This is a genomic window from Aeromonas sp. 603404 (assembly GCF_049171775.1).
GTDB classification, from domain to species: Bacteria; Pseudomonadota; Gammaproteobacteria; order Enterobacterales; family Aeromonadaceae; genus Aeromonas; species Aeromonas veronii_A.
Window position 1 is genome coordinate 171273 of sequence record NZ_JAAKPE010000003.1, and the last position, 19008, is coordinate 190280.

Below are 19008 nucleotides of genomic sequence, written 5' to 3' on the forward strand. Positions count from 1 at the left end.
TACACTGAATTTCTGCGCTTATTCCTGTACACAGATCGTCACGAACGGGTCACTCGGCGGTTGGCCAAGAAAGGTACTCCATCCCAGACGGGCACTCTGCTCCTCCCCCAATCTCAGCCCCTTGGCCTGCTCCTGACCGAAGCCAAGCCGCAGATCCCAAGCCAGCTGATCGCGCAAGATGAAAGAGACAAAGGTCACCAGAGCGTGGAAATGCTCCCCGTTCGGGAGAAATCCGAGAAACTGGCTAAAACTCAGATCATTGATTTTCAATAAAAACTTGCCGGCACAATCATTGACCTTGTCACCGATGACGAAGTCGTGCCCCAGAGTGGCGCAAGCACCGCCCAAGCGGTTTTGCTGCTCCGGATGGATCGGCACCTTGCGCCACTGCCAAGCACTCACTTCCACATCCGCCAGATCGAAGCAGTGGGCCACGAGACCAGCAACCACCTCTGGAGAGCGGCTGGGGCTGGCCAGCATGCCCGCATAGGAGAGCATCTTGGCGCGGTTGACCGGCAAACTCTGACAGACGGCATCGTTGCCAAGCCCCACCAACGCAAACATCAGACGGGAGAACCCATCCTCACCGTCATCCTGAAAACGGACGTGGTAGCGATACTTGCGCCAGATCCGGTGCAGCAGGGTCAGCAGGCGGTGGTGGAAGAAATCCAGGAAAAGACCGAGCTTCTGTTCCCCCTGGGCGTACTCCCACGCCAGCGAGTCGAGGTAGTACCCCGGCATCGGCGACTGACTACCGTGCAGACCCAGAAAGGCCACTTCCAGTTCGTGACGCCCCTTCTCGTCACGACCAATTTGCAGCACGTCGCTGGTGGGAAACCCCAGCGATGCAGTCGCCTTGAAACGAATATTTTCGTCACTCGGCAGGTGGTCGAGACCACGCTCCTGATCGGCACCGTCCAGCCGGTTGAGCAGCTCAACCAGCTGGAAGAAATTGAAACGGGGCGCCTCGTTAGCGGCACTCACATCAGGGAGTGCTGACCGATCTGGACTGGCCACTGATAGCGCTCCTTGTTATCGAGATTGACCACCTCAAGCAGGTGGAAAGCGTTGACGCTGGCATAGAGCGAGAAGAAGTGGGCCAGCACGGTGCTGAAGAGATAGAGCTCCCCTTCGCTGCCAAAGGCGGACTGGCGGATGGAGAGCACCGACTTGAGCCCCCGCACCGGCATGCCGCGCACCAGCCTGTCCACCGGCTTGGTCTCGATCTCCTCGATCCCCGCCAGCCGCTTGCGCGACGCCTGCTCTGCCTGCTTGTCGTGCAAAGCGGGAAAGTCATAGGTACGCAGCACCTGCACCAAGGCATCCCGGCGCAGCAGAGAGACATAGTTGAGCGACAGGTTGGAAATCAGGGTCCAATGCAGGCTGCCATCCAGTGCCGGACGCAGCGGCCGGGTCGGCCGGATCAGGTTGCGGAAGGTAGCAAACGACGGTGAACTGCCGGTCGGCACGCAGATACTGCCCACCTTAAGGCGGGCAGCACGGGAGCGGTTGGTGCAGGTGAGCGTCACCGAGATGGATTCATCCAGATCGACCGTAGTGGTTTCATCGCCCCGCACAAACGAGAGGCTGTGCTCGAAACCATCACCACTCACCGACTCCCTGACCCGCACCCGGTAGTAGAGTGCCAGCCGCTGCTTGGCCCGCTCTATCTGGTGCTGAAAACTTTCGAATGGCTGATAGATGCGCGGCGTGCCCCGAGAGCGCCCCAGATTGCCCTCGACCCAACCTTCAACCTGATCCACCGAGAAAATTTCGAAACTGTCGGCATAGCGATAGCTCGCCTTGAGCGGGTATTCCGCCTGACGGCCGTTGAGATTGACCGGCTCGCTGTCGTGCTGGAACAGATTGATAGCCGGCACGCAGTTGAGCATGAAAGAGTCGGGACGGATCTTGAGTTCCGCTGGCAAGGGCCGGTCGAAACAGAAATGGATTTTGAATTCACTCACCGGCAGCGGCTGTTTGGGCCACTCACCACCGGAGAGTTCGAAGAAGAGAAAGCTCTCCGGAAAGCAGAAATACTCCTGCAGGATCCGGTAACCGGAGTAAACGTTGTTCGGATAGGGCAACAGCGCATCGTCGCGCTCGAAGCCGACCGATTTGAGAGCCTTGGCCTCCTGACGAAAGCGCTTGCCGTCGATCTCCAGCTCGATATGGGAGAGCTGGTTGGCGAGCCAGAAGTAGAGTTCATAAGCGGTGTAGCTGTCGCCCCCCAGGAAAAAGCGCAGCTTGTCCAGCTGTAACTCACTGAGCAGCAAGGGGGCATGCAGCGCAATATCGAGCGAGATGGTTGAGAGATCGTTGCCACTTTGCGCCGTCACCTCGCGCATCTCGGCCGGATAGACCCAGGCATCGTGGCAGGTTTGAAAATGACAGGTCACATCGTCAATAGGCAGACTGTCGAGTTGGCAGCCCTGCTTCACCAGCGCGGGCTGGGCGATGGCCCCCGGAATAACCGAAAACTGCATGATAGTCATGCTGGGGACGGGACGCAGGTAGTTTGGCCAGAGCATATTGAGCAGACCGTGGGTCAGCTCGGGAAACTCGTCTTCAATTTTTGCGCGCAGGTTGCCCGTGAGAAACGCAAAGCCTTCCAGCAGGCGTTCCACATCCGGGTCGGTATTCTGCTCCGACAAAAAACGGGTGAGTTCGGGATAGCTATCGGCAAATTCGCGCCCTTGCAGGCGCAAAAATGCCAACTCATCCCTGAAGTAATGTTCCAGCGACATTGATCAGACCATGCGGTAGTGGCGGTGACTGTCCATATGGACGTTGAACGAGGTAACTTGCTCGATATGCTCCAGCCGCACGTGGGCCGTCACCTGAAACGACATCTCGAGCGGACTCGCCTGATAGTCGGGTGAACGGACATCCACATGCACAATCCGCGGTTCATAACGACGGATGCATTGCCGGATCGCTTCGCGGATCCGCCCCTTGATATCCGCACTGCCCTGAGTGGCGTCATTGAGATCGATGACGCCAAGCTCGGGAGCACTGCGGCAATTGCCGGGACGGGTGTTGAGGATCTGTTCGAGCTGCCGCTTGACAGAATCAACCAACTCCTCAACCTCCGAACGGGGAGAAGGACTCAGCCCCTCCCCCCGTATGCGATCGAACAGGCTGGCCGCATTTCCTCTATCCCAGGAAGAGAGATACGGCATCGGGCCTTATTCCTTGTCCAGTCGACCTACCAGAGAGAGCTCGAAGCTCGCCCCCATGTACTTGAAGTGCGGGCGCACTGACATGGCAACCTGATACCAGCCCGGCTCCCCTTCCACATCCAGCACCTTGATCTGGGCGGCGCGCAGCGGACGACGGCTGCGGACCTCTGCCGGCGGATTCTCCTGATCGGCCACAAACTGCCGGATCCAGCTGTTCAACTCCCGTTCCAGATCCTGACGCTCCTTCCAGGAGCCGATCTGCTCGCGCTGCAGCACTTTGATGTAGTGCGCCAGGCGGTTGATGATGAACATATAGGGCAGCTGGGTGCCCAACTTGTAGTTGGTTTCGGCCTCGCGTCCTTCCTTGGTGTTCGGGAACACCTTGGGCTTTTGCACCGAGTTGGCAGAGAAGAAGGCGGCGTTGTCGCTGTCCTTGCGCATGGTCAGGGTGATGAAACCCTCTTCCGACAGCTCGTATTCACGACGGTCAGTGATCAGCACTTCGGTCGGGATCTTCGCCTGCAGCTGACCCATGGCTTCATAGACGTGCACCGGCAGATCGTGGATCGCACCACCGCTCTGCGGGCCTATGATGTTCGGGCACCAGCGGTACTTGGCGAAACTGTCAGTCAGGGAGGTGCCCATCAGATAGGCGGTGTTGCCCCACAGATAGTGATTGTGATCCGAGCTGATATCTTCCTGATAGTTGAAGCCCTTGATGGGGTTTTCGGTCGGGTCATACGGCAGACGGGCCAGGAAGCGCGGTGCGGTCAGTCCCAGATAACGGGCATCTTCCGATTCACGCAAGGCGCGCCACTTGGTGTAGGCCGGCCCTTCGAATACCGATTTCAGATCCTTGATGGAGGGCAGCTCGGTAAAGCTGTCTACACCAAAAAAGGTCGGTGCAACGGAAGAGATGAAGGGGGCATGAGCCATGGCGCCGACGGCGCTGACATACTGCATCAGCTTGATATCGGGTCCGCTGTGGGTGAAGGCGTAATCACCGATCACGGCCCCCACCGGCTGACCACCAAACTGACCATAACCGCTGGAGTAGACATGCTTGTAGAGACCGGACTGGGTGATTTCGGGTGAGAATTCGAAATCTTCCAGCAGCTCTTCCTTGGTAGCGTGCAGCACCTGGATCTTGATGTTTTCGCGAAAATCGGTGCGATCCACCAGCAACTTCAGGGAGCGCCAGGAGGACTCCATCTCCTGCAACGGCTTGGCATGGAGAATGATGTCCATCTGCTTGCCGAGCTTCTTGTCGAGCTCGACAATCATGCTGTCCACCAGTGCCTTGTTGACCGGACTGCTGGCAGTACCGCTATCCAGAATGTTGGCGATCAGGGCTGCGACCCCCTGCTTGGCGACGCTGTAACCCTCATCAACCGGCGTGATGCGTGCTTGTGCCATGATTTCGTCCAGCAAAGAGGACGAGGAGGCGGCATTCGCCCCCGCTTGAACCTGTTCTTCGACCAAAGACATGTTTGTTCCTTCTCGTTCAGTCAATACAACCCGCCGATCACTCGACTGGCTTGATCAAATCCAGCTCTTTGAGCAACTGCTCACGAGCCTCATCACTGGACAGCAGATCCTGCAAACGATTGCGGAAAGCAGGGATATTGCCGAGCGGCCCCTTCAGGGCAACCAGCGCCTCACGCAGCTCCAGCAGCTTGCGCAGTTCGGGCACTTGCTGGGCCACATTGTCAGGAGTGAAGTCTTCCAGGGACTGGATTTTGATCGAAACCGGCAGCTCGTCCTGGCTGTTCTCTTCCAGACGATTTGGAACGGTGAAGTTCAGTTCCAATGCCGATTCTTTCATGACAGATGAGAAATTATTCTTGTCGATGGAGACAGTCTGACGCTCCTCGATGGGGGTATCTTCGGTGCGTCCTTTCATGTTGCCGACCACCATCATGGTCAGGGGAAGTTCTACTTCTCCCTGTTGACCACCAGTCGACGGTACATACTTGATATTTATACGCTCTTTGGGCGCGACAGTAGCGCCATCAATTCCTTTTCCCATGCTCTAGTACCCGATTTTGAGGTTTTATCAAGAAGGGCAGAGCTTATAGCCAATAGTACTGGCAACAACTGTAATAAATTACAGTTGAAGCAAGGCCGATATTAAAAAGGGATGATCCAGAGTAATAACTTTAATATTTGACGACATATCAATAAGCCGCCACAGCACGACCCGCACGGCACCAGCCCTCTCAAGACCATATTTATTTCTTTTGAGACTGGTAAAGCACACGCGTTACTCCGCATCATCAAAAACAAAACAAAAAAACAAATAAAATCAATGACATGGCGATTTTCAATAAAGATTTTCAGCGCCAGAAGCTTTAGTGGTGCCTTGTCAGGTACATTATCGTTCTCGGCACATTCATATACGACAAATTCTGACATATATGAATCAAGGGTATGTGACCCTGGTAGATGGCATGGTCTTGAACAAAATTGTAACCGGAAATTACAGCCTAATAATCAGAATAATCTTACGTGAAACAAGAGGCCAAAAATGGCAGAGACAGATAAGTAAAAATTACGCTATTAACAAACAGTAATTAGCGTTACATCCCTTATTTAATATATCTGAGAGCAAGCCACAACACCGTCACCACAGATGACATCAGTCAATGTGAGCACTCCCTGCTAACGCTGGAGTCAAGCAGGATTGGCTGTGAAAATCAGCCCAAGCACCCTCGTCTGTTTTGACGATGCGCCCGGTGAGCAGAGGCAGAGGAATCTCACCATCATTGACCAAGCGCATGGTATGGCACCGGGAATAAATATAAGCCTTGACCAGAGAACCGATCCGTTCGCTCAAGCCACCAGAGCAGGGCTCCCTCACCGGGGAGATGGGACGTAATGAGAGGCACAACCAGATCCCGCTCTTTGCTACATAGAGAAGTGCACCTTACTCCACAAGAGGTGTCGTTCAGTGCGCCAAAAAGCGCGGGGGCCTGATGGCCCCCGCAAACACACCGGATGAGAAAATGCCCTACTTGGCGGCGCTATCCTTCACGCACTTCTGGACAAAGCTGTTCTTGGCCGCGCCAGCCAGCTTCTTGTCGGCCGCCGCCTTCTCGCACTTGGCCGCCGGATCCATCGCCGCGCCCGTCTTCACGCACTTCTGGATAAAGCTGTTTTTGGCCGCACCGGCCAGCTTCTTGTCGGCGGCCGCCTTCTCGCACTCGCCGGTCGCGGCGCCAGCGGCATCTTTCACGCACTTGCCGACAAAGCTGGTCTTGGCGGCGCCGTTAAGCTTTTTGGCTGCGGCCTGCGCCTCGCACTGCAACTGGGCTGCGTCGTTGGCAAAGACCGGATTGGCCAGCAGCACGCTGCCGCAGAGCAGGCCGAACAGGATGGTACGCTTCATGGGAGATCTCCTCTCTATCTGGTGATGTGTTTGCATGGTCATATTTGCATGACAATGTGTTGCAAATGGCTGTGATTGCAACAGCTGATTGTTGCCGCAGATCCCCCGCCTCGCCAGCTTGGGAGCGGAGCAGAGGGCAACCAGCGCCCGCACTATAGCGCCGATTGGCAGAGCGGGATTGCCCCCAACAACCCCCTCCTCAGCGGCAAGCCAACCACCCTCTTCCCCACCACGCCTACCAACCCCAATAAAATCAAGGGCCATGGGAATCCTGTCTCCGCCCACACCCTTTTATTGAGCCAGCGCAAAAAATCAGTCATTACTGACACTTACGTCAATTTTTGGCTAGCGTGACCAGATTCGATTGGCTTAACATAGCCATCCGGTGCCTATTCATCAGTGATGGGCTTCTGCCCTCGCTGGTTAATGGAGCATATTGGAAGCTGTAATCCACGGGCGGTAGCGTGCGTTTTGGTTACGTTACGCTCCTCCCAAAAAGGTGGGTGCCCAGATTTCCAATAAAAATTTCGCATTTGATTTTTTACTTTAAAAAATAAACACTCAGGAAAATATGCTAAATCAAGTCACCACATTTTATTCATCTGTTGATTGGGTAGCAGTTGCCACAGGTATTACTACATTTATCATAGCATTGATATTAAAAAGTCTCTTAGATTTTAAAATCGCTCACATAGCTGTTAAATATATGAGCTGGTTACCAGTTAGAAGTATTTTCAGAGAAAAGCCACCAGAGCTTTATGGCGAATGGGAAATTTTATGGGGTGATGGTGGAAGTCAAGACTTCTCATCTGAGATCGATAGACATGGTCATTCAGAATTAAAGCAACTCGGGAATTACATATATTTTGAGTTTTATTCAAAAAAAGTAAAGTACGCATTTTTTGGTCATATACGTTCAAGTTACATCATTGGTGAGTGGTTCGATATAAAAGATAAAAATGGTTATTTCGGTGTATATCAATTTGAAATAGTCAATAATAGATTATTAAAAGGTGTTTGGCTTGGCCACTCAAAAAAAAGTAGAGATATTAGAAATGATAAATTTGAATTTACCAAATTGAGTCCTTAAGAAAGCAATATCTCATTCTTCAACTTATTTTATTAAAAATAAAGGCACCAATTATTATCAGCCATGTAAAATAGGTACAAATTGCTTTTTATCCAACATGCATTTGTCAATTAACATTTATAATCAAGATAGACCGTAGTCGATATGAATAGTTTATCTGAACAGTGAGTGTATCTACTTCGACAGAGCACACATGGTAATCATCACTTAAATTTGATGGCGTTCTTTTAAACTTAAATAATGGTTCCGATTCACACTTCAACTAACATGACCTTAATTATAAACCATGAAAAATATATTGCATTTGTCTGATATTCACATCAGTAATATTGTTACTAAAATGAATGAATCAAGAGCAAGCAGCATCATGACTTGCTTGATTGATGACTTAATCTCAAAAAACAGAGAAATTGATACTGTGTTCATCACGGGAGACTTAACAAATACCGCTGGAGAACATGAATTTGAACTTATAAAAACAAAAATAATATATCCTCTGATAGACAAATTAAAAATCACCAAAAGCGATATATTTGTCACTCCTGGTAATCATGACATCCAACGCCTAAATTGGAAAAGGGCTGATAAATTCGCTAAAAACGATGTATTTACAAATGATCATGCTAATAAAGTAAATGAACTATTTGATGAAAAAAACAATGACAATGATTTCAACTGGTTTATTAACTATAATAATTTTATTGATTGGCTGGATGATACAAAAAAAATAATTCATAAGACAAATTTGTTTCGAATCTATGAGCATAATAACATTGCTATTGCATGTTTAAATTCCGCATGGTTAGCAAATGGTGATGATAAAGGTAAGCTAGCAGTTACCAACTCCCAAATAAAACTCAGCTTATCCACTGTAAAAAAATATGAACAAAAAATCGTTTTAATGCATCATCCACTAGATTGGCTATATGATGATGATAGAGCAATAACATCAGAGTTTTTGCATACATCTAATATTCAGATGTTTTTATTTGGCCATATGCATGAGTTAAATGTTATCCAGGAAACTCATTTTAACAATAACAGCTTAATTAAGATTCAAGCAGGCAAATTTGATATTAGTAACAATGATGAATACTCTGGATATAGTGTCATATCACTCCACCAAAGAAACAATCTTAACAGTGGAGATATATTTTTTAGGCGGTATGACCATAGCAAACAATTTTTCACCGAATGGAACAAACGAGTAACTAATGGTAGGATGTCTTTCTCACTATCAGAAAAATGTATTTTTAATATTGATGCTTTTTCTGAAGCATCCTCATGGCTAATTGATAAATTTGAATACGATTTACTATGTAACACTGGATTGGAGCATGATAAAAGAAAGCGTCTTTCAGATATTTATATAGAACCTAAGTTAAAGCTTGAACCTGGTATCGCAATGGAGTCTGGCACTAACGATGATTCGAATATAACAACTAACCAACTGGTGAATAGCCCCTTATCGTACTGTATTTTTGGTGGTGAAAATACAGGAAAAACCACTCTAGCAAAAAAAATTGTAACGGAACTACTTAGTAAACAGAAATATAAGAATATTGACAATATAGTTTATTATCTAAACTGTGAAGAAATCAATGATTCCAAGATTAATGAAGTTAAATTAAAAAATAAATTATTCGCGTTTTATGAGCAATCCTCTTCAAAAGTAAATCACCTTAAAGAGTTTAATAAAAAAATACAAGATGACGTTTTCTCTGATTCATCGATAATAATATTGGACTCTCTTGATAGATGTGATGGTTCTGTTGTACAGTCCATCTTAAATATTGTCAGAGACAACTCTCATGTCCGGTTCATCCTTTTTGCAAAAAATAATATCAAAAAAATAATAGAAGGGATATTTAATGAAACAGATCTTAAAAGCAAATTCCATATCGTTAACTTTTCAGGCATTGGCCGCACCGATATTCGGCAACTAATTGAAAAGTGGATTCCAGAAACCACCAACAAATCTGTGATTACAAGGCAAGCATTTAATGCTGTAAATAAAGCGGGCATGCCAAACAACCATTTTATATACAGCATGATAATGTCAATTTATGAACGTAAATCACATTATAGAAAATCATACTTACACGAGGCGGATCTTCTAGAGAACTTCATCGAAATTTTATTACAAAAGCATTGTATGACCGAAGGAAATAGACCTCAATATAAAGATTTGCTCCTGTTCCTCGGTTTTACTGCAAAACATTTAGCATTTGAAAGATGCACTTGTATTAAACAAACTGAACTATATAAGCTTGTAATTCAATTCAATTCATTGATTGGTCAAGATTTCGATGTAGAAGGATATATATCACCAATAATTCAAAGTGGAATAATTGTAAAGATAGATAATAACTATTGTTTTTCACAAGTGTGCTTTTTCAATTATTGTTTTGCATACTATTTATCAAAACTAGATTCAGAATTTTATGCAACTGATGATGGAATTGATTATCTGTATTTTGATAAAGCATTAGAATATCTTTCCGCCATTAAAAAAAATGATATCAAGTTAATAAAATTCATAGGTGAAAGAACTCACTCTTATATACAAAAAACAGCACTTCAAGTTCAAATAAATCTAGATGAAATTGATGCTCTATCATTGCTCAGGTCATTAGTGGACAAGAATCCTGTTGAGCTAGTTACAGAAGAAAATATTGATGATGGTTACTCTCATCGCCATAAAACGGAAGAAGAATGTGAAGTAATGTTAGATGAAATAGCTCCTGTAAATGAAAATGGAGCAACTCTGACAACTTACGATGACAATATAACACCTAATATATTATTGCAACGTTCTTTATCTTTATATGCAAGAGCTTTCAGAGCTGCAGAGCATATAATGGATGCTAATGAAACAGAAAAAATAATGGAAGATATATTTTTGTGTTATAAGCACGATCTAACTATCGGATTATATCTATTTAAGACCAAATTTAAAGAGTTTTTAGAAAGAGCAATCTCAGATGTAATGAAAAATTCAAAGGATGCGAATGTACCCAAAGAAAAAATTGACACATTCATTAGATTTGCAGCCTCATTCTTCCCTATTTGGGTTATAGATTTAATGTCAAATGACTTTATCAATCAAAGACAGATTGTAAGAGTAAAAGAATTACGAAGCAAAGTCGACACAAACTTTGATAAAGTCATCATTACGTTCGCTATGTGCGAACTAGATGATATAAAAATATGCGATGAAATAAAATCTCTTGAATACAAAGAAAACCATGAAGTTGCTATGTTACTGATAAAGTATATAGAGATAATAAATTTTAACTTCTCTATTAAAGAACAAGAAAAAGAAACATTAACAGACTATGTGAAAAAAATTGTAGGAAAAAGAAAATCCATCGCGGCAGAATATACAAGTATTGCTGATTTTTCAAATGAGCTTTTATTGGAGCAGCAGAATTAAATTCATAACATTAGCTATTTAAAGTTTCCTTTATATATCAGAGTGGGAAGCAAGAAGAGGGCTAACAGATCACAGCAATGGCGGAGTTGCGATAAGACGTTCGCCAAATAGCTTACGCCCCCTATCTGGTTGACCAAGAGCTGTACCCACATAAAAAAATCCCCCGCTCTTTGCAAAAAGGCGGGGGATTTTTTATTTCCTGTTCAACCCATTAGCCCAGCAAAAAAGCTCGCAGGGGGGCAAACTCCGCTGGCAAATTAACGGAGAGCAGCGGCAGTTCGGCGTGTTTGGCGAGCGGGCCGGGCAGCGGTACATCGAGATTGAGGATCTCGTCCACCGACTCCTTGAACTTGGCGGGATGGGCGGTGCAGAGGAACACCCCCACTTCTTCCTCGGCCAGTTGTTCCCCCAGCAGATCCCAGGCAATGGCGCCGTGGGGCTCGCACAGGTAATCCAGCTGGTGCAGCCGTTTCAGCGCATCGCGAGTCTGGGCATCGTCACGCATGCCAGAACCCAGGGTCTCCAGCGCCCAGCCCTTGCGACGGCAGAGCTCCTCCACTCGTGGCCAGTTGTTGGGGCGGCTGACATCCATGGCGTTCGACAGGGTGGCCACTGTCTGATGCGGCTCCCACTGACCGGTTTTCAGGTAGCGCGGCACGGTGTCGTTGGCATTGGTGGCGGCGATAAAGCGCTTCACCGGCAGCCCCAGCGCCTTGGCAATCAAACCTGCGGTGAGGTTGCCAAAGTTGCCGGACGGCACGCTGATCACCGCTTTGGCGCGGGAGGCTTTCGGCAGCTGGGCCACCGCTTCGAAGTAGTAGCAAACCTGCGCCAACAGACGGCTGATATTGATGGAGTTGGCGGAGTTGAGGCCAATGGCCTTTTTCAGCGCTTCGTCGTCAAAGGCCTGTTTTACCAGCGCCTGACAGGCATCAAAGTCACCATCGATGGCGATGGTGCGGATATTGCCGCCGAGGGTGCAGAAGAGCTTCTCCTGCAGCGGGCTGATCTTGCCCTTGGGATAGAGGATCACCACCTCGATCCCCTCCAGCCCGTAGAAAGCGTGGGCTACGGCGGCGCCGGTGTCGCCGGAGGTGGCGGTGAGGATGGTAATCTTGTCGTTGGTTCTGAACGCCGCGAGGCACTGGGCCATAAAGCGGCCGCCGAAATCCTTGAACGCCAGGGTCGGGCCGTGGAACAGCTCAAGGGCATAGGTGCCATCTTTCAATTTGACCAACGGTGCCGGGAAGGTGAAGGCGGCATTGATCAGCTCGCTCACTTTGGCGGCAGGCACTTCGTCCCCCAGCAGGTGGCTCAGGATGCGGGCGGAGCGTTCGGCCAGCGGCAGATCGAGCAGGGCATCCACATCGGCGAGCGGTTCGAGTTGTTCGGGGAAGAATAGCCCCTGTTCGCGACCCAAGCCCTGACGCACCGCCTGCGCGAAGCTCACCTGTTCGCTGTTGTCCTTGATGTTGTAGAGATTCATAGCTCGCTTCCTGTTACCCGTGCCCCGGCCATGTCCAGTTTGCAGACCCGGGCAAATCCATCTTCGTTCTGCACGAAATGTGTTTCCATCCAATCCTTCATCCGCTCGGCCTGCGCCAGATCCTTCATCACCACAAACACGGTGGGGCCGGAGCCGGAGATGCCGGTGGCCAGCGCCCCGTTCTGGGCCGCCTGCGCCCGCACCTCGGCAAAGCCTTCGATCAGCGCCGCGCGGTAGGGCTCGGCAATCACGTCTTTCAGTACGCTCGCCGCCAATCCCTCCTGCCCGGTGTAGCTGGCGTGGACAAAGGCAGCCAGGCGGCGGCCATAGGTGAGGCAATCCTGACGGCGATATTGGGCCGGCAGAATGGCGCGGGCCGCGGCGGTAGAGACGACGGTGCCCGGGTAGCAGACCACCCAGTACCACTGATCGAACACCGGAATGCCCTGGCTGATGACGCCGTGCTCTTCCAGCACCAGCTGCATGCCGCCGAGATAACAGGGGGCCACGTTGTCATAGTGAACGGAGCCGGAGATACGCCCCTCCATCTCCCCCATCAGCAGCAACATGTCGTGCTCATTAAGGGGCGCGCCGTGGAAGGCGTTGAGCCCTTCCAGCGCCGCCACCACGCTGCAGGCGCTGGAACCCAGACCCGAGCCCACCGGCAGGTTCTTCTCCAGCACCATCGCCAGCGGCTTGAGTTTCAGGCCCCGCTTCTCCAGCGCCTCGCCATAGGCTACCCAGCAGTCATGGAGAATATTCTTTTTCGGATCGTCCGGCAGCTTGTGGGCGTAGCGGCCCACGGATGAGAGGGCGAACGGCACGTCAGCCGCTTTTACCTGCACCCGATCGCCGAGCAGAGAGCCATCCACGGGGGCGAGCGCCGCCCCCAGAACATCGAATCCCACGCTCAGGTTGGCGCTGGAGGCTGGGGCATAGGCAACCACGCTTCTGTCATTACCCATGGCGCCTTCCGTCATATAAGAGGGGTACATGTCTGAACTCATGCTTATAGCTCCTGCTTCCAGTTCTGGGTGCGCAGCACGTCGGCAAAGACGCCCGCCGCAGTCACTTCGGTACCGGCGCCATAGCCGCGCAGCACCAGCGGGATTGGCTGGTAGTAGGTAGAGAAGAAGGCGAGCGCGTTCTCCCCGTCTTTGACCTTGAACAGCGGCTCGTCGCCACCGACCGCCTTGATGGCGACCTTGCACTTGCCACCCTCGATGGAACCCACATAGCGCAGCACCTTGCCTTCACGCTGGGCCGCAGCGAACTGGTCACGGAACCAGCCATCGGCCTCCGGCAGGCGGGCCATAAAGGCTTCCACGTCGCCGCTCACATCAAATCCGGGCGGCAGTGCCTGCTCGACTTCCACATCGGAGAGCTCCAGCGCCATGCCGGCTTCGCGAGCCAGAATGAGCAGCTTGCGCGCCACATCCATGCCGTTGAGATCGTCGCGGGGATCCGGCTCGGTAAAGCCGTTGCTGCGGGCGATTTGGGTTGCCTCGGAGAAGGCCATCCCCTCGTCCAGCTTGCCGAAGATAAAGGAGAGCGAGCCGGAGAGGATGCCGTCGAAGGCGCGCAGCTTGTCACCGGCCTTGATGAGGTTCTGCAGGTTCTCGATAACCGGCAGACCGGCGCCGACGTTGGTTTCATAGAGGAACTTGCGGCGAGTCTGGCGGGCAGTGCGGCGCAGCGCCTTGTAGTAATCGAGCGAGCCGGTGTTGGCCTTTTTGTTCGGAGTGACCACATGGAAACCGGCGGCGAGGAAGTCGGCATACTGGACGGCTACTGCCTCGGAGGAGGTGCAGTCGACGATCACCGGGTTGATGATGTGGCTATCTTCCACCAGCTTTTTCACCCCTTCCAGCGAGAAGCTGTCGCGGGCTTCCACCAGCTGTTCGCGCCAGTTGGCGAGGTTCAAGCCATCCTTGTTGACCGCCATCTGGCGGCTGTTGGCGATGCCGACCACGCGAAGGCCAGTGCCCTGCTCGGCCAGTACCGGCTGCTGGCGGGCAATCTGATCCACCAGCGCGGCACCGACGCCGCCGACCCCGACCACAAAGAGATCGATAAACTGCTGGCTGCCAAAGAAGTTCTGGTGGCACGCCTTGATGGCTTCCGCCACCTTGCGATCCCGCACCACCGCCGAGATGGAGCGCTCGCTCGACCCCTGGGCGATGGCGACGATGTTGATGGAGGCTTGCGCCAGCGAGGTGAAGAAGCGGGCCGCCATCCCTTTGCTGGTGCGCATGCCGTCACCGATGAGGGAGATGATGGCCAGATCGCTGATGATATCCAGCGGGTCGAGCAGCTGGTTTTTGAACTCCAGCTCGAACTCACGCTCCAGTACCTTGCGGGTCTTGTCGCTGTCGTAGCTGTGGATACAGAAGCTGACGCTGTACTCGGAGGATGACTGGGTGATCAACACGATACTGACCCCGGCACGGGAGACGGCGGAGAAGATGCGACCGGCCATGCCGACCATCCCCTTCATGCCGGGGCCGGAGACGTTGAACATGCACATGCCGGAGAGATCCGAGATGGCCTTCACTTTCAGGTCATCGTCGCCGCTCTCCGGGCCGATCAGGGTGCCCGGCCCTTGCGGGTTGAAGCTGTTCTTGATGAGGCAGGGAATGTGGAACTGGGCCACCGGCGCGATGGTTTTCGGGTGCAGCACCTTGGCGCCAAAGTAGGAGAGCTCCATCGCCTCCTTGTAGGAGAGGGTTTTCAGCAGGTAGGCATCCGGCACCAGACGGGGGTCGCAGCTGTAGCAGCCTTCGACGTCAGTCCAGATCTCGCAGCACTCGGCATCAACGCAGGCGGCCAATACGGCTGCGGAGTAGTCGGAGCCGTTGCGCCCCAGCAGCACGGTCTCGCCCTTGTCGCTGCCACCGGTAAAGCCCGGCATCAGGTAAAGACAGTCGCTACGCAGCCCCTTGGCGGCAAAGCGCAGGCGGGAGGCTTCAATATCGACGTGCGCTTCCAGATAACCGCCGTCGGTGACCAGCAGCTCTTCCGGTACGATCAGCTCCAGATCCAGACCGCGCACCCGCAGCAGTTCGTGCATAAAGGCGATGGAGAGGTTCTCGCCACGGCTCAGAATGCGCGCCTGCACGTTGTCCGGGCAGAGGCCCAGCAGACGGATGCCCTGCATCAGGCGCTCCACCTGATCCAGCTCGGCGGTGAGGCGGGCCAGCAGCGCCTTGTCATCGAGCGCCGGATAGGCCACCTTCAACCCGGCCAGCAGGCGGGAGAAGATGCCGTTGACTTCAAACAGGGTGGAACTGGCATCCATGCCGCGACTGGTCTGCTCGACCAGCGCCACCAGATGATTGGTCACCTTGGCAGGTGCAGAGAGCACCAGGGCTACCTGAGATTGGCCGTGGGTGTTGACCGCGATATCGGCCACCCGTAAAAAACGTTCTGCATCGGCCAGTGAAGACCCGCCAAATTTCAACACTCTCATCGCTTTCTCTCCCTGTAAATCTATGAAATTCAATCTAAAAACCAATCCAACAAAAAGGCCCGTACTGGGTGGGTACGGGCCTTTTCTGATTTCTGTGCTTGTTCGTCAGCGCATCAACCGGCCCCAGTGCCACCTGTGGTGGTACCGGTAATAATGGTGGTGGTGATGACGTTGGTGAATAACTGCATGACGAACACTCGTTGACGAAGCTGGCTTTTAGCAATACCGCGGCGGGCGATGGGCTGTCAACCTAAACCTCTTCGCTACTCACGCCCAAATCGGCGCGCAAGGTCTTTGCAGAGCAGGTGGAGCATGTTCAAATCCCGCTGCGGCAGCATGGGCACCCGGTCCATCACCCATTGATGCAGTTTTTCATCCTGCGAAACTCCGAGTTCACCCAGTAATTCTGCTGTTTTGCTTTTCAGCACCCGAACCTGCCCGGCGTTATCAAAATTTTCTGCTACCGCAGCGGCGCCGTCGGCGTTCAGCTCATCCATCAACTGACTCATCTCGTAGGCGTAGAGCATGATCGCCTGCCCCAGATTGAGAGACGGGTAGCTCACCTTGAGGGGCAGATAGCTGATGAGATCGACTTCGGCCAGCTGCTCGTTGGAGAGCCCCGACTCCTCGCAGCCAAAGACGATGGCCACCTTGTTGAGTGAAGGCTTGCTGCGGATCTGCTCGCGGATCTCCCCCGGCGTGAGGTAGTGCTGGTAACGGCCGCGCTCACGGGCGGTGGTGGCGATCACCAGATCCATGTCCGTCAGCGCCTCGGGCAGGGTATCGAACGCCTCGGCCTGAGTCAGGATCTCCTGGGCGCCGTGGGCCACCCAGCTCGCCTCCTCCTCTTCGTGTACCCGGCTCGCAACCAGTCGCATGGCATCGAATCCCATGGTTTTCATGGCGCGGGCAGCCGCCCCCACGTTCGCAGGTCGGGCAGGTGCCACCAGGACAAAATAGAGCTTCATCGGGTTTCCTCACAGGCCGGACGGCCTCTCAAACAGACAGCAAACAGTCGCTAAACCATCACCAAAACAGGGGCGCAATCTACCGTTTATCCCCGAAAATTGCCACTTGAACAGACGTTTGAATGTTGCGATAGTGGCCTGACGTGTGAACAAATTACACCCAATCCTTCGCGCTATCGGCCCGACAGATCACAAGGAAGAGAGAGATGCAGCAGCCATTGGAACAGGCCGTCGCCGAGACTATCTTGCAACGCTTCGAGTCGTTTTACAGCCGGTTTCTCGAGATAACCCAGGGCAGCAAGAGCCGCTTCGAGAACAGTGACTGGCTGGGGGTGCAGCTCGCCGGGCGCGAGCGTATTCGCCTCTATGACCACCATGTGGGGGCCACCGCCAGCTCCATTCGCCAGATGATGGGGGAGCACCACGCCACCCAGGAGCTGCTCAAGCGGGTCAAAAGTGCCTTCAGCGATCTGCTGCCCCGATGTGACAACTTCGAGGTGGCGGAGTCCTTCTTCAACTCCGTCTATAGGCGGATCTTTCGCCATCGCAACATCCGCGACGAAAACCTCTATATCCACCCCTTTGTCAGCCGTGGCGAAAAACCGGACCTGAGCGCCCTGCTGCGCATCTATCGCACCGATCTCGCCCACTTGCCACAGACGTTGAGCCAGCTTTTGGGGGATTACAGCTTCACCCTCCCCTACGAGGACAAGCAGCGGGATATTGTCGACATCCACCGCCATCTTGCGGAGAACGGCCCGCAAATCCTCCATGATGAGCCGTTTGCCATCGAGCTGCTCAAAGAGGTGTTCTACCGCAACAAGGGGGCCTATCTGGTGGGACTGATCCGGGCCCGGGATCAGGTGTTCCCCTTTATCCTGCCCCTGCTCAGCACAGGCCACAGCATCTATGTGGACACCGTCATCTTCGAGCCGGATCTCGCCTCCATCGTGTTTGGCTTCGCCCGCGCCTACTTTATGGTTTATGCCCGCGAACCGGCGCTGTTTGTCGCCTTCCTGCGCCAGATCATGCCCCACAAACCCGATTACGAGATCTACAACGCCATCGGTTGCCAGAAGCATGGCAAGACCGAGCTCTATCGCCACTACCGCCACCATCTGGCCCAGAGCCGGGATCAGTTCATCATTGCGCCGGGCATCAAGGGGATGGTGATGAGCGTGTTCACCCTCCCCTCCTACGATGTGGTGTTCAAGGTGATAAAAGACGAGTTCACTCCCCCGAAGGATGTGAGCCACGAGCAGGTGAAGGCAAAATACCGGCTGGTTAAACAGCACGATCGGGTGGGCCGGATGGCCGATACCCAGGAGTTCACCAACTTCGAGTTTCCGCTGGATCGCATCTCGCCGGAGCTCCTTGCCGAACTCAAGACGGTGGCACCCTCGGCGCTCACCATCAGCGACGACAAGCTGGTGATCAAGCACCTCTATACCGAGCGCAAGATGATCCCCCTCAACCTCTATCTGGACAAGGCGGACGAGCAGCAGACCCGGCTCGCGCTGGAGGAGTACGGCAACGCCATCAAGCAGCTGGCGGCGGCCAACATCTTCCCGGGGGACATGCTGTTCAAGAATTTTGGCGTCACCCGTCACGGCCGGGTGGTCTTCTACGACTACGACGAGATCTGCTACATGACGGAGTGCAACTTCCGCCAGATCCCGCCGCCGCGCTACCCCGAGGATGAGTGGAGCGCCGAGCCCTGGTACTCAGTGGCCCCCAACGACATCTTCCCCGAGGAGTTCGCCACCTTCCTGCTGCAAAAGCCGCAGGTGCGTGAGATCATGTTGCAGCTGCACAAGGAGATGTTCGACGCCAACTACTGGAAGATGCTGCAGAGCAATATCAAGGTGGGGGTGTTCGAGGATGTCTATCCCTACCGGCGCAAGAAGCGCTTCAAGTACCAGCGCGGCGGCTGATCCCGCAGCGCCCGCGCACATCGCAGCAACGAAAACGGGGTGGCCCAAGCCACCC

General features: G+C 52.5%; 13 protein-coding genes. 3 read left to right on the top strand and 10 right to left on the bottom strand.

Going from position 1 to position 19008, the window contains the following annotated elements:
- Positions 1 to 18 precede the first annotated feature (18 nt).
- From tssG to G5306_RS06440, 6 genes are all read right to left on the bottom strand, one after another.
- A complete protein-coding gene (gene tssG, locus G5306_RS06415) occupies positions 19 to 1017 on the bottom strand; it encodes a type VI secretion system baseplate subunit TssG (protein ID WP_042053054.1) in 999 nt (332 codons plus the stop codon).
- The gene (tssF, locus tag G5306_RS06420) at positions 981 to 2747 is read right to left on the bottom strand and encodes a type VI secretion system baseplate subunit TssF (protein WP_337072831.1); all 1767 of its coding nucleotides are present in this window, start codon (positions 2745 to 2747) and stop codon (positions 981 to 983) included. Before tssF ends, tssG begins: the two co-directional genes overlap by 37 nt.
- A 3-nt stretch (positions 2748 to 2750) precedes the next feature.
- Positions 2751 to 3182 (bottom strand): type VI secretion system baseplate subunit TssE, encoded by a 432-nt coding sequence (gene tssE, locus G5306_RS06425; protein WP_005347308.1) that lies wholly within the window; start codon positions 3180 to 3182, stop codon positions 2751 to 2753.
- 6 nt (positions 3183 to 3188) lie between these two features.
- Positions 3189 to 4670: a type VI secretion system contractile sheath large subunit gene (tssC, locus tag G5306_RS06430; RefSeq protein ID WP_421208634.1), complete on the bottom strand. Its 1482-nt coding sequence runs from the start codon at positions 4668 to 4670 to the stop codon at positions 3189 to 3191.
- A gap of 37 nt (positions 4671 to 4707) precedes the next feature.
- Positions 4708 to 5211, bottom strand: a complete 504-nt coding sequence (gene tssB, locus G5306_RS06435) for a type VI secretion system contractile sheath small subunit (protein ID WP_421205362.1) — start codon at positions 5209 to 5211, stop codon at positions 4708 to 4710.
- Positions 5212 to 6192: 981 nt separating this feature from the next.
- The gene (locus tag G5306_RS06440) at positions 6193 to 6570 is read right to left on the bottom strand and encodes a hypothetical protein (protein ID WP_181363641.1); all 378 of its coding nucleotides are present in this window, start codon (positions 6568 to 6570) and stop codon (positions 6193 to 6195) included.
- A 571-nt stretch (positions 6571 to 7141) separates the two neighbouring features.
- Between G5306_RS06440 and G5306_RS06445 the strand changes: the two genes are divergently transcribed.
- Together G5306_RS06445 and G5306_RS06450 are read left to right on the top strand one after the other, a co-directional pair.
- Positions 7142 to 7660, top strand: coding sequence for a hypothetical protein (locus G5306_RS06445; protein ID WP_376901416.1), 519 nt, complete (start codon positions 7142 to 7144; stop codon positions 7658 to 7660).
- Between the two features lie 286 nt (positions 7661 to 7946).
- On the top strand, positions 7947 to 11096 hold the full coding sequence (locus G5306_RS06450) for a metallophosphoesterase (protein WP_421205365.1): 3150 nt from the start codon (positions 7947 to 7949) through the stop codon (positions 11094 to 11096).
- Between the two features lie 211 nt (positions 11097 to 11307).
- Here the strand turns inward: G5306_RS06450 and thrC are convergent, their stop codons facing one another.
- From thrC to G5306_RS06470, 4 genes are all read right to left on the bottom strand, one after another.
- Complete coding sequence (gene thrC, locus G5306_RS06455; protein ID WP_421312590.1) at positions 11308 to 12582, bottom strand: threonine synthase; 1275 nt, start codon at positions 12580 to 12582, stop codon at positions 11308 to 11310.
- The gene (gene thrB, locus G5306_RS06460; protein WP_421312591.1) at positions 12579 to 13589 is read right to left on the bottom strand and encodes a homoserine kinase; all 1011 of its coding nucleotides are present in this window, start codon (positions 13587 to 13589) and stop codon (positions 12579 to 12581) included. The genes thrC and thrB overlap by 4 nt, the downstream gene beginning before the upstream one ends.
- A gap of 2 nt (positions 13590 to 13591) precedes the next feature.
- Positions 13592 to 16051 (bottom strand): bifunctional aspartate kinase/homoserine dehydrogenase I, encoded by a 2460-nt coding sequence (gene thrA / locus G5306_RS06465; RefSeq protein ID WP_421312592.1) that lies wholly within the window; start codon positions 16049 to 16051, stop codon positions 13592 to 13594.
- A 263-nt stretch (positions 16052 to 16314) separates the two neighbouring features.
- Positions 16315 to 17019, bottom strand: coding sequence for a tRNA/rRNA methyltransferase (locus G5306_RS06470; protein ID WP_421312593.1), 705 nt, complete (start codon positions 17017 to 17019; stop codon positions 16315 to 16317).
- 206 nt (positions 17020 to 17225) lie between these two features.
- Between G5306_RS06470 and aceK the strand changes: the two genes are divergently transcribed.
- A complete protein-coding gene (gene aceK / locus G5306_RS06475) occupies positions 17226 to 18953 on the top strand; it encodes a bifunctional isocitrate dehydrogenase kinase/phosphatase (protein ID WP_058059117.1) in 1728 nt (575 codons plus the stop codon).
- Positions 18954 to 19008: the final 55 nt, after the last annotated feature.

What these genes read in the sequence shown, in the direction of transcription:
- G5306_RS06470 (WP_421312593.1), bottom strand. Translation starts at nt 17,019, where the DNA reads ATGAAGCTCTATTTTGTCCTGGTGGCACCTGCCCGACCTGCGAACGTG.
- G5306_RS06440 (WP_181363641.1), bottom strand. Translation starts at nt 6,570, where the DNA reads ATGAAGCGTACCATCCTGTTCGGCCTGCTCTGCGGCAGCGTGCTGCTG.
- thrB (WP_421312591.1), bottom strand. Translation starts at nt 13,589, where the DNA reads ATGAGTTCAGACATGTACCCCTCTTATATGACGGAAGGCGCCATGGGT.
- thrA (WP_421312592.1), bottom strand. Translation starts at nt 16,051, where the DNA reads ATGAGAGTGTTGAAATTTGGCGGGTCTTCACTGGCCGATGCAGAACGT.
- aceK (WP_058059117.1), top strand. Translation starts at nt 17,226, where the DNA reads ATGCAGCAGCCATTGGAACAGGCCGTCGCCGAGACTATCTTGCAACGC.
- G5306_RS06450 (WP_421205365.1), top strand. Translation starts at nt 7,947, where the DNA reads ATGAAAAATATATTGCATTTGTCTGATATTCACATCAGTAATATTGTT.
- tssB (WP_421205362.1), bottom strand. Translation starts at nt 5,211, where the DNA reads ATGGGAAAAGGAATTGATGGCGCTACTGTCGCGCCCAAAGAGCGTATA.
- tssC (WP_421208634.1), bottom strand. Translation starts at nt 4,670, where the DNA reads ATGTCTTTGGTCGAAGAACAGGTTCAAGCGGGGGCGAATGCCGCCTCC.
- tssF (WP_337072831.1), bottom strand. Translation starts at nt 2,747, where the DNA reads ATGTCGCTGGAACATTACTTCAGGGATGAGTTGGCATTTTTGCGCCTG.
- tssE (WP_005347308.1), bottom strand. Translation starts at nt 3,182, where the DNA reads ATGCCGTATCTCTCTTCCTGGGATAGAGGAAATGCGGCCAGCCTGTTC.
- G5306_RS06445 (WP_376901416.1), top strand. Translation starts at nt 7,142, where the DNA reads ATGCTAAATCAAGTCACCACATTTTATTCATCTGTTGATTGGGTAGCA.
- thrC (WP_421312590.1), bottom strand. Translation starts at nt 12,582, where the DNA reads ATGAATCTCTACAACATCAAGGACAACAGCGAACAGGTGAGCTTCGCG.